7 protein-coding genes and 3 tRNA genes are annotated in these 9,501 nt (G+C 66.8%); 3 read left to right on the top strand and 7 right to left on the bottom strand.

Going from position 1 to position 9,501, the window contains the following annotated elements:
* Positions 1–12: 12 nt before the first annotated feature.
* On the bottom strand, positions 13–621 hold the full coding sequence (locus WDZ97_RS04280) for a PEP-CTERM sorting domain-containing protein (protein WP_425761885.1): 609 nt from the start codon (positions 619–621) through the stop codon (positions 13–15).
* A 229-nt stretch (positions 622–850) separates the two neighbouring features.
* Positions 851–1,501 (bottom strand): response regulator, encoded by a 651-nt coding sequence (locus WDZ97_RS04275; protein WP_425761884.1) that lies wholly within the window; start codon positions 1,499–1,501, stop codon positions 851–853.
* On the opposite strand from WDZ97_RS04275, the gene WDZ97_RS04270 reads away from it, so the two are divergent.
* A complete protein-coding gene (locus WDZ97_RS04270; protein WP_304003373.1) occupies positions 1,500–2,876 on the top strand; it encodes a sensor histidine kinase in 1,377 nt (458 codons plus the stop codon). The genes WDZ97_RS04275 and WDZ97_RS04270 overlap by 2 nt on opposite strands.
* 104 nt (positions 2,877–2,980) lie before the next feature.
* On the opposite strand, the gene parC is transcribed toward WDZ97_RS04270, so the two are convergent.
* Positions 2,981–5,233, bottom strand: coding sequence for a DNA topoisomerase IV subunit A (gene parC / locus WDZ97_RS04265; protein WP_425761883.1), 2,253 nt, complete (start codon positions 5,231–5,233; stop codon positions 2,981–2,983).
* A gap of 193 nt (positions 5,234–5,426) precedes the next feature.
* Positions 5,427–7,358, bottom strand: a complete 1,932-nt coding sequence (locus WDZ97_RS04260; RefSeq protein WP_425761882.1) for a DNA topoisomerase IV subunit B — start codon at positions 7,356–7,358, stop codon at positions 5,427–5,429.
* 163 nt (positions 7,359–7,521) lie between these two features.
* Here WDZ97_RS04260 and WDZ97_RS04255 point away from each other — a divergent pair, with 163 nt between their 5' ends.
* Together WDZ97_RS04255 and bfr are read left to right on the top strand one after the other, a co-directional pair.
* Positions 7,522–8,418: a recombination-associated protein RdgC gene (locus WDZ97_RS04255; protein ID WP_296811796.1), complete on the top strand. Its 897-nt coding sequence runs from the start codon at positions 7,522–7,524 to the stop codon at positions 8,416–8,418.
* Between the two features lie 158 nt (positions 8,419–8,576).
* Entirely contained in the window at positions 8,577–9,044 is a 468-nt protein-coding gene (gene bfr / locus WDZ97_RS04250) for a bacterioferritin (RefSeq protein ID WP_341421203.1), read from the top strand.
* A gap of 144 nt (positions 9,045–9,188) precedes the next feature.
* Here bfr and WDZ97_RS04245 read toward each other — a convergent pair.
* The 3 genes from WDZ97_RS04245 to WDZ97_RS04235 all read right to left on the bottom strand — a co-directional run bounded on the left by WDZ97_RS04245 (position 9,189) and on the right by WDZ97_RS04235 (position 9,500).
* Positions 9,189–9,264, bottom strand: a tRNA-His gene (locus WDZ97_RS04245).
* 53 nt (positions 9,265–9,317) lie between these two features.
* A tRNA-Arg gene (locus WDZ97_RS04240) sits at positions 9,318–9,394 on the bottom strand.
* Between the two features lie 29 nt (positions 9,395–9,423).
* Positions 9,424–9,500 (bottom strand) — tRNA-Pro (locus tag WDZ97_RS04235).
* Position 9,501: the final 1 nt, after the last annotated feature.

Genomic DNA, 9,501 nt, shown 5'->3' with positions numbered 1-9,501 from the left:
ACGGTCGTGAGGTCAGCCGCGGCGACGTCGGCTCACCCACAGCGCACCGACGGCCAGCATCGTCAGTGCCAGCGCGTCCGGCTCTGGCACCGGCGTCACCGTGGCGCTGGTGAGCAGGAAGGTCGCGTACAGGTCGCGCAGGTGGTAGGCCGGCGTATCGGCACGCAATTGCACCGCCTGGGTGTAGAACGCATTCGGCGTCACCGTCAGCGTGCCGGTGGCGCCGAGGTCGAAGGTGAGCGACGGCATGTCGAAGGCGTGGATCTGATACTGGTCGTTGGCGATCTCCTGCACGCCCAGATCGAATTCGAAGTACTTCGTGATGCCCAGCACCGTGAGGCCGAGCGAGTACGGCTGGTACTCGATGCCGGTCATTCCGGGGTCCGCCGGCCCGGTCCCGGCGAGGAAGGTGAAGAACCGGGTCTGCTGGCCGACGTCCGGCGTCAGTTCAAGCGCCGCGCTCAGGCCGACGAACTGCACGGTGGCGGAGACGGCAGGGACGGACTGGAAATAGGTATGCACCGGGGAACCGGTGGTGCTGAAGCTGATCGGCGCCGCCTGCGCGGCGCCGGCGCACAGGCCGAAGGCGAGCGCCGCTGCCGCCGGGAAACGGTTGGTCATCTGAAACCCCCTTGTATTGGTCTTGTACGTGGCCCGGACGCAGACCCCGCCGTTGTCGCCGTCGCGCTGCGCGTTCGCAGCGGCGTCCGGCGCCGACGGGAGGATGCGGAATGAGGAATGCCCCGGGTGCCCGGAAAATCCATACCGCATTGGAGCGCGCCCACCCGGCGGGGGTAAATACGCACAAGCGCGTAGCGCGCCGGCAATCAGCGGGCAGGCAGGGAATTGCTCACGCTTCGGGCAGCCGGTGTCGCACGGCCCAGGCCACCAGTTCGGCTGCATTGCGCAGTCCGAGCTTGCGCGCGATGTTTTCGCGGTGCTTGCGCACGGTGTGTTCCGAAATGCCCAGTTCGACGCCGATCTGCTTGCTCGACAGACCGCGCCCGACACGCCCGGCAATGTCCATTTCGCGCGAGGTCAGTCCCTCGTGCGCGGCGTCCATGCCGTGGCCGAACAGGGTCGCCAGTTCCGGGCTCACGTAATAGCCGCCCTCGGACACCTTCATCATTGCAGCGACCAGCGCGTCGGCGTCGTCCGTCTTCAGCATGTAGCCCTGGGCGCCGAATGCCAGGGCGGCCTGGAAAGAGGCGGCGTCCTGGCGCGCGGTCACCACCAGCACCCGCGTCGCCAGACCCGCGGCGGCGATGGCCTGCATTACGCCAAGGCCGTCCAGACCGGGCAGGCCGAGATCGAGCAGCAGCACGTCGGGCGACAGATTGCGCACCAGCTCGAGCGCCCGCTCGCCGTCGCCGCAGTCGCTCAGCCAGCGCACGCGCGGTTCGGCCGACAGCATCAGACGCAAGCCCTGGCGCACCAGCGCGTGGTCTTCTGCAACGACGATGCTAATCTCGCGGGCGTCCATGACTGCGGAAACTACCATGACCGGAACATCCGCCACGCTCGACGACGCCACGTCGCCCGGCGATTCGGACGCCGTCCGGCGCGACCTGCTGGGCGTGCTCTTCGGTCACACGCCCACCATCGTCGCCGGCAATCTGGCGGTGTCGCTGACCGCGTCCGCGGTACTGGTCAGCGCCCAGGGTCATGGCATCGTCTGGCTCTGGCTGGCCGCGATCTGGCTGCTGGTCGGCCTGCGCTACGCGCTGGTGCGCCAGTCGCGGCCGCAGCTGCCCACGCTGCAGGGCGACGGCCTCGACCGCGCCGAGACGGCCTACACCGCCGTCGCCGGGCTCACCGGTCTGGCTTGGGGATTGCTGCCCTGGCTCGGCTACGAGGGGCGCGACCCTTTCATGGACTTCTTCAGCGTCGCCATGCTGGCCGGCATGGCCGGCGGCGCGGTCACCGCCACCACCGCCCTGCCGCGCGCGCTCAACCTCTACCTCGTGTGCGCGCTACTGCCCTTCATCGTCAAGTCATGGCTGATGGGCGGGCTGATCAACATCGGCGGCGGCCTCACCTTCCTGTTCTACCTGCTGGTACTGGTGTCCTTCGGCCGCAACGCGCATGCAACGATGCGCAACGCGCTGATGCTGACGCGCCAGAATGCCCGGCTGGCCGACGATCTGCGACAGGAACGCGACGCCGTGCAGGCGGCGATGCGCGCCAAGAACCTCTTTCTGGCCGGCGTCACGCACGACCTGCGCCAGCCGGTCCATGCGGTCGGGCTGCATGTGCGCTACCTGCGCTCGCAGGATCCCACCGGTCTCAGCCGCGATGTGCTGGACGAAGTCTGCGGCGGCATGGACGCCGCGGTGCGTGCGATGAGCAGACAGCTCACGCGCTTGCTCGAACTGTCGCGCCTGGAAGCGGGCGAGGCCCGTGTGCTGCGGCGGGCGGTGCCGCTGTCCGAGGTGTGGGCGGCCTGCGCCGCGCAGTTCGTGCCGTTGGCGCAGGAAAAGGGGCTGGACCTGCGCTTCCGTCCGACGGCGCGGGTGGTGGACAGCGACGCGATGATGCTGCAGTCCATTCTCGACAACCTGGTGTCGAACGCGGTGCGCTATACCGAGCGCGGCCGCGTCCTGGTCGCCGCCCGGCCACGCGGCAACGACGTCGAACTGCAGGTATGGGACACCGGGCCCGGAATCGCCGCCGAACATCTGCCGCTCATCTTCGTTCCCTATCGCCGCTTCGACGACCGCAGCGCCCGTCACGACGAAGGACAGGGCCTCGGACTGGCGCTGGCGCGCGGTCAAGCCGACGCACTCGGCCACGCACTCGAGGTGCGCTCACGCCCCGGTCACGGCAGCGCGTTCACCGTCACGGTGCCGCGTGCGGGGTCAGCGCCGCGCGGGTGACTGACGCCGCCAGCGATGCTGCATCTACAGAGCGCCCCCTTCATCAACCGCTGCAATCGCGAGCAAGCTCGCTCCCACGGGAGCCTGCAGACGCTGCGTGCCGTTCAGCCTTCGAGCTTCCTGCCCTTGGTCGCCCGCACGCCGCGCCAGTTCATCAGCGACGCTTCGTCGATGTTCAGCGTTTTCGGCCGGCCGCGCGAGCCGGGTACGGTGAGCGCCAGACGTTCGCGGAACACGTCGAGCAGTTGCAGCAACTCGCCGTCGGGCAAGGTCATGATCTTGACGCCCTTGCCGCCCGACAGCTCCTTCATCTCCTCCAGCGGGAAGGCGAGCAGGCGGTCGCCGCCCAGCGCGACCACCCACTTGTCGCCCGATCGCAGTTTCACCGGCGGCAGCGCAGTGCTGCCGTCGGTGTTCAGGAAGGCCTTGCCGGCGCGCTGGCGGCTCACCATGTCCTCGATCGCGCAGACGAAGCCGTAACCACCGTCGGACGCCACCAGGAAACGGCTGCCCGGCTCGCCGGTCAGCGCCGCCACCAGTTTCTTGCCGGCGAGATCGGCCAGCGAGGACACCGGCACGCCGTCGCCCTTGCCGCTCGGCAGATCGGTCGGCTTGATGGTGTAGCTGCGGCCGTCGCCGTCGATCAGCACGACCGGCCACACGGTGCGGCACTTCAGCACCGCGAGCGGACCGTCGTCCGCCTTCCAGGTCAGCGCGGCCTCGTCGACGTCATGGCCGGAGCGCAGCCGGCCGAAACCGCCGCGCGACACGATTACGGTGACCGCCTCGTCGATCTGCGGCACTTCGCGCGTGCGGGTCGCCTGCGCATCGGCATTGATCAGCGTGCGGCGCTCGTCGCCGAAACGCTCGACGTCGGCGCGCACTTCGTCGCGCACGAAGGTACGCAGTGCCGCGTCGCTGCCGAGAATGCCGAGCAGACCGGTGCGTTCGGCGTCCAGCGCGTCGCGCTCGCCCTGCAGCTTGATGGCCTCCAGCTTCGCCAGCTGGCGCAGCCGGATTTCCAGTACGTCTTCGGCCTGACGCTCGGTAATGCCGAAGCCGGCCATCAGGTCGGCCTTCGGATCGTCGGCGGCGCGGATGATGGCGATCGCGCGGTCGATGTCGAGCAGGATGGCCAGCCGGCCATCGAGGATGTGCATGCGCTCGTCGATGTCGGCGATGCGCTGCGTGAGGCGGCGCGATACGGCGGCGAGGCGGTAGTCGCACCACTGGCGCAGCACCGCCGGCAGACCGATCTGGCCGGGGCGGCGGTGGGTGTCGAGCAGCGTCAGGTTCAGGCTCGCATTGCACTCGAGATCGGTATAGGCGAACAGGAAGGCCAGCAGGTCTTCCTGGCTCACCGCGCGCGACTTCGGTTCGATCACCAGACGCACCGGATGGCGCGCGTCCGATTCGTCGCGCACCGAATCGATCAGCGAGGTGGCCAGCGTCTTGGTGCGCGCCTGGTCGTCGCTGATCTTCTTCTTGTCGCCCTTGGGCTTGGGGTTGGCGAGGTCGTCGATGCGGCTCATCACGGCACCGGTACTCACGCCGGGCGGCAGTGCGGTGACCACGATCTGCCACTGGCCGCGCGCCAGCGCCTCGACCTCGTAATTGGCCCGCATGCGGAATGAGCCGCGCCCTTCCTTGTAGGCCGCGACGATGCTCTCGCGCGACGAAATGAGCGTGGCGCCGTTCGGGAAGTCCGGCCCCTGGAAGCAGTCGATCACGTCGTCGTCCGGCATGCGCGGATCGATCAGCAGCTTGCAGGTGGCGTCGCCGATTTCGCGCAGGTTGTGCGGCGGGATTTCGCAGGCCATGCCGACCGCGATGCCGGAGGCGCCATTGGCCAGTACCACCGGCAGCCTTGCCGGCAGCAGCGATGGCTCCTGCTGCGTGCCGTCGTAGTTCGGCTGGAACTCGATCACGCCGGCGTTCAGTTCGGACAGCAGCACGTGGCGCGCGAACGGCGTCAGACGGCACTCGGTGTAACGCATCGCGGCCGCGTTGTCGCCGTCCATCGAGCCGAAATTGCCCTGACCGTCGATCAGCGGATAGCGCAGCGTGAAGGGCTGGGCCAGCCGCACCATGGCTTCGTACACCGACGAATCGCCGTGCGGGTGGTACTTGCCGATCACGTCGCCGACCACGCGCGCGGATTTCTTGTGCGCGGCATCCGGCCGGGCGAAGCCGTCCATCGCGTACAGGATGCGACGCTGCACCGGCTTCATGCCGTCTTCCAGCCCCGGCAGCGCGCGCGAGGTCACCACCGACATCGCATAGGTCAGATAGGCCTGCGCCGCGTGCGCATCGACCGGAATGTCGGCGATGTCGGGTTCGAACAGGTTGTCAGTCAACGGAGTGCTCCGGGGGTTTCGTTGTTTGTTCGGAGAGGCTAGGGATGAGGGGCTAGGGGTCAGGAACCAGGGGCTAGGGATGAGGGGCTAGGGACCAGAGAGTAGGTGTGGCTTCGCCACACGAGTTGGATGCAAAACCGCGCGGCGCTCCAGCCCCTCGCCCCTCGCCCCTAGTCCCTAGCCCCTGCCCTCCTCACGCATCCGGCACCACCTTGTCGCCTTCCAGTTCCATCCAGCGGCGGCGGCGTTCGGCTTCTTTCTTGCCCATCAGCATGGTGAAGGTGTTCAGCACCAGATCGGGGTCGGCCCCCTGGGTGATGCGGATGAGCCGCCGCGTTTCCGGGTTCATCGCGGTTTCCTTCAGCTCGTCCGGGTTCATTTCGCCCAGGCCCTTGAAGCGGCTCACCGTCAGCGCACTCTCACTGATGCCGTCGGCGATAAGATTGGCCAGTATGGTGTCGCGCTCGGCCTCGTCCAGTGCGTAAAGGCGGCGCGCCGGTCGCGTCTTGGTTGGCGCGATCTTCACGCAGTACAGCGGCGGCTGGCCGATGAACACGTGGCCGCGCTCGATCAGCTTCGGGAAATGGCGCAGGAAGAGCGTGAGCTGCAGCGTCTGGATGTGCGCACCGTCGACGTCGGCGTCCGACAGGATGATGATCTTGTGGTAGCGCAGGCCGTCCAGCACCGCGTCCGGCGCATCCGGCTTGTGCGGGTCGATGCCCAGCGCCACCGCGATGTCGTGCACCTCGTTGTTGGCGAAGATTTCCGACGAGTCGATCTCGAAGGTGTTCAGTACCTTGCCGCGGAGCGGCAGCACCGCCTGGAACTGGCGGTCGCGCGCCTGCTTGGCGCTGCCACCGGCCGAGTCGCCCTCGACCAGGAAGATTTCGTTCTGCTCCGGCGACGTGCCGGTGGCGTCGGTGAGCTTGCCCGGCAGCAGCGTGACACCGGAACCTGCACGCTTCTCCACCACCTTGCCTGCGCGCGCCCGCGTCTGCGCACTCTTGATCGCCAGGCCGGCGATGCGCTGCGCCTCGGTCGCGTGGTCGTTCAGCCAGCGGTCCAGCGTGTCCTTGATCGCCTCGTACACCAGCTTCACCGCCTCGCGGTTGTTCAGCTTGTCCTTGGTCTGGCCCTGGAAGCGCGGCTCCAGCACCTTGGCGCTCAGCACATAGCTGGCGTGCTGCGATACGTCTTCAGACTGCAGCGCGAGCTTGGCCGGCATCAGGCCGTGGTGGGTGGCGTAGTCCTTCACGGATTCGAACAGCGCCTGCCGCATGCCCGATTCGTGCATGCCGCCGCCCGGCGTCGGGATCAGGTTCACGAAGGATTCGCGCACCGACACGCCCTCGGGGAAGGCGATCGCCCATTCGGCGCCCTCGCCCTCGTCGTAGCCTGCGATCGCCGTGCGCGCACCGCAGAACAGCTCGCACTTCGCGTCGCCGATCTCCTCGCGCAGATAGCCTTCGAGACCGTTGGCGTACTGCCACTCCTGCACCGCCCCGCTTTCCTCGTCCTCGAAGCGGATGCGCACGCCGGGCAGCATCGCACTGCGGGCGCGCAGCAGGTGCTCGATGTCGGCACGCTTTACCTTCGAACTGGCGAAGTACTTCGGGTCCGGCCAGGCGCGCACGCGAGTGCCGGTATGCGACTTCGGGCAGCTGCCGACTTCGGTCAGACCCTGCGAAATACCGTGATCGAAGGTGATCGAATGTTCCTTGCCACCGCGTTTGACCGTCGCCTCCAGCCGCGTCGACAGCGCATTGGTCACCGTCACGCCGACGCCGTGCAGGCCGCCGGCGATCTTGTAGGCCTTGCCCTCGAACTTGCCGCCCGAGTGCGGGATGGTGAAGATGACCTCGATCGCAGGCACCTTCTTGGTCGGGTGGATATCGACCGGAATGCCGCGACCGTTGTCCTCGACCGACACCGAGCCGTCGCCGTGCATCACGACGCGGATGCCGTCGGCGAAGCCGCCCTGCGCCTCGTCGCAGGCGTTGTCGATCATTTCCTGGATGATGTGGTTCGGACTTTCGGTCCGGGTGTACATGTCCGGCCGCTTCTGGATCGGCGCGATGCCTTCGAGCACCTGGATTTCAGCGGCGTTGTAGCTGGGAGTCGTCATCGGAGTGAATCAGCGGAACGGGAGCGCGGCACGCGCCGCGCGGAAGGCCGCTAGTGTGCACGGAGAGGGGCGCGCCCGTCGATATTGACATGCGCCCACCGACGCGGCAGCGCCTGCCGCCCGACTCCACTCATATACACTGCGTCCCTTTTTGCCCGACGCCATGTGGTTCAAGAACCTGCAGATCTACCGCCTCACCGCTCCCTTCGCGCTCGCCCCTGAACAGCTCGACGAAAAGCTCGCCGCCAAGGCCTTCCAGCCGGGCAGCAGCGTGGAGATGCAGCGCATGGGCTGGATGTCGCCGCGCGACAACGGCACGCTGGTGCATGCAGTCGGCGGCCAGATGCTGATCACGCTGCGCACCGAGAAGAAGCTGCTGCCGGCCACCGTCATCAATCAGGTGGCCAAGGCCCGTGCCCAGGAAATCGAGGAAAAGCAGGGCTACAAGCCCGGCCGAAAGGAAATGCGCGAGCTGAAGGACAGCGTCACCAACGAACTGCTGCCGCGCGCCTTCGCCATCTGGCGCGATACGCAGGTGTGGATAGACCCGGTCAAGGGTCGCATCGTTGTCGACGCAGCGGCCAGCGCCAAGGGCGACGAGGTGATGCAGCTGCTGAACGAGTGTGTCGAACAGCTGGGCGCCCGCCCGCTGCAGACCGCGCTGTCGCCGGTGTCAGCGATGACCTCCTGGCTGGCCGCCGACGAGGCGCCCGCCGGCTTCAGCATCGATCAGGACACCGAACTGCGCTCCAGCACGCAGTCCAAAGCCACCGTGCGCTACGTGCGCCATGCGCTGGAAGCGGACGACCTGCGCCGTCACATCGAAGCCGGCAAGCAGTGCACCCGTCTGGCGCTGAGCTGGATGGACCGCGTGTCCTTCACACTGACCGAGAACCTCGCGGTGAAGCGTGTGGCCCCGCTGGACGTGCTGACCGAAAACGACGACGGCAGCGGCGACGAAGCGGAGCGCTTCGACACCGATTTCGCGCTGATGACCGGCGAAGTCAGCCGCCTGATCGATCACCTCGAAGAAGCGCTGGGCGGCGTCGCGTCGAACTGAGTGCACCGCCGCGAAGCACGACCGACATGGCGACTGCGAATGGAAACGGTTTGCGCCACGATTTCGCCGGTTGCCATCAAACCCAACACAGAAGCCAGAATGGGCGCATCATCGAACAATCTTCATATGCGCCGGACATCCGGGAAGTGAGATAAGCCATGCAAGGAAAGCAGGTCATCCTCGACGCGCTGAACGCGCTCTTGGTCTACGAACTGGCGGCACGCGACCAGTACTTCATCCATTCGCGCATGCTCGACGAATGGGGCTTCAGCAAGGCGGCCGCGCGTATCGCGCATGAAATGGATGACGAGACCGGCCACGCCGACGCGCTGATACGCCGCATCCTGATGCTGAGCGGTACGCCTGACATGAAGCCCGCCCCGCTGAACGTCGGACACGACGTCGTCAGCATTTTCGAGAACGATCTGGCGGTCGAGATCTCCGTCGTGAAGCACCTGCGCGAAGTGATGGCGCTGACCGAGAAGGAGCAGGACTACGTCACCCGCGATCTGCTGCTGCCGATGCTGAAGGACACCGAAGAGGACCACGCGCACTGGCTGGAACAGCAGTTGCGCCTGATCAAGCTGATGGGTGAACAGAACTACCTGCAGAGCGCTGCGGGCTGAACGCCGACGGCGGCGATGGCCGGGGAGTGCGCTCCGCCATCGCCGCACGATGCGATGCCTCGGCACATGCCATGACGACGAGCGCCTCGCGCGCGGCGAATGCCGGCGCGAAGGACTCGCACAATCAACAACAGGGGAATTTGGTGGGGTGGCTGATGGGACTCGAACCCACGACAACTGGAATCACAATCCAGGACTCTACCAACTGAGCTACAGCCACCACTGGGACGACTGCCAAACGGCAACCGCTTTGAAACTCTCTCAGGCCTTTGCTGGCCTGCCCGGCAGGAATCGAACCCGCAACCTACGGCTTAGAAGGCCGTTGCTCTATCCAGTTGAGCTACGGGCAGGTACTAAGAACGGTGTTGCGGACCGATTATGGTCGGGGTGGAGGGATTCGAACCCCCGACATCTTGCTCCCAAAGCAAGCGCGCTACCGGGCTGCGCTACACCCCGA

Source organism: Methyloversatilis sp. MC4-4, assembly GCF_049843555.1.
GTDB classification, from domain to species: domain Bacteria; phylum Pseudomonadota; class Gammaproteobacteria; order Burkholderiales; family Rhodocyclaceae; genus Methyloversatilis; species Methyloversatilis discipulorum_B.
Note: the sequence above shows the minus strand (reverse complement) of the source record. Positions and strands in the feature narration are given on the sequence as shown.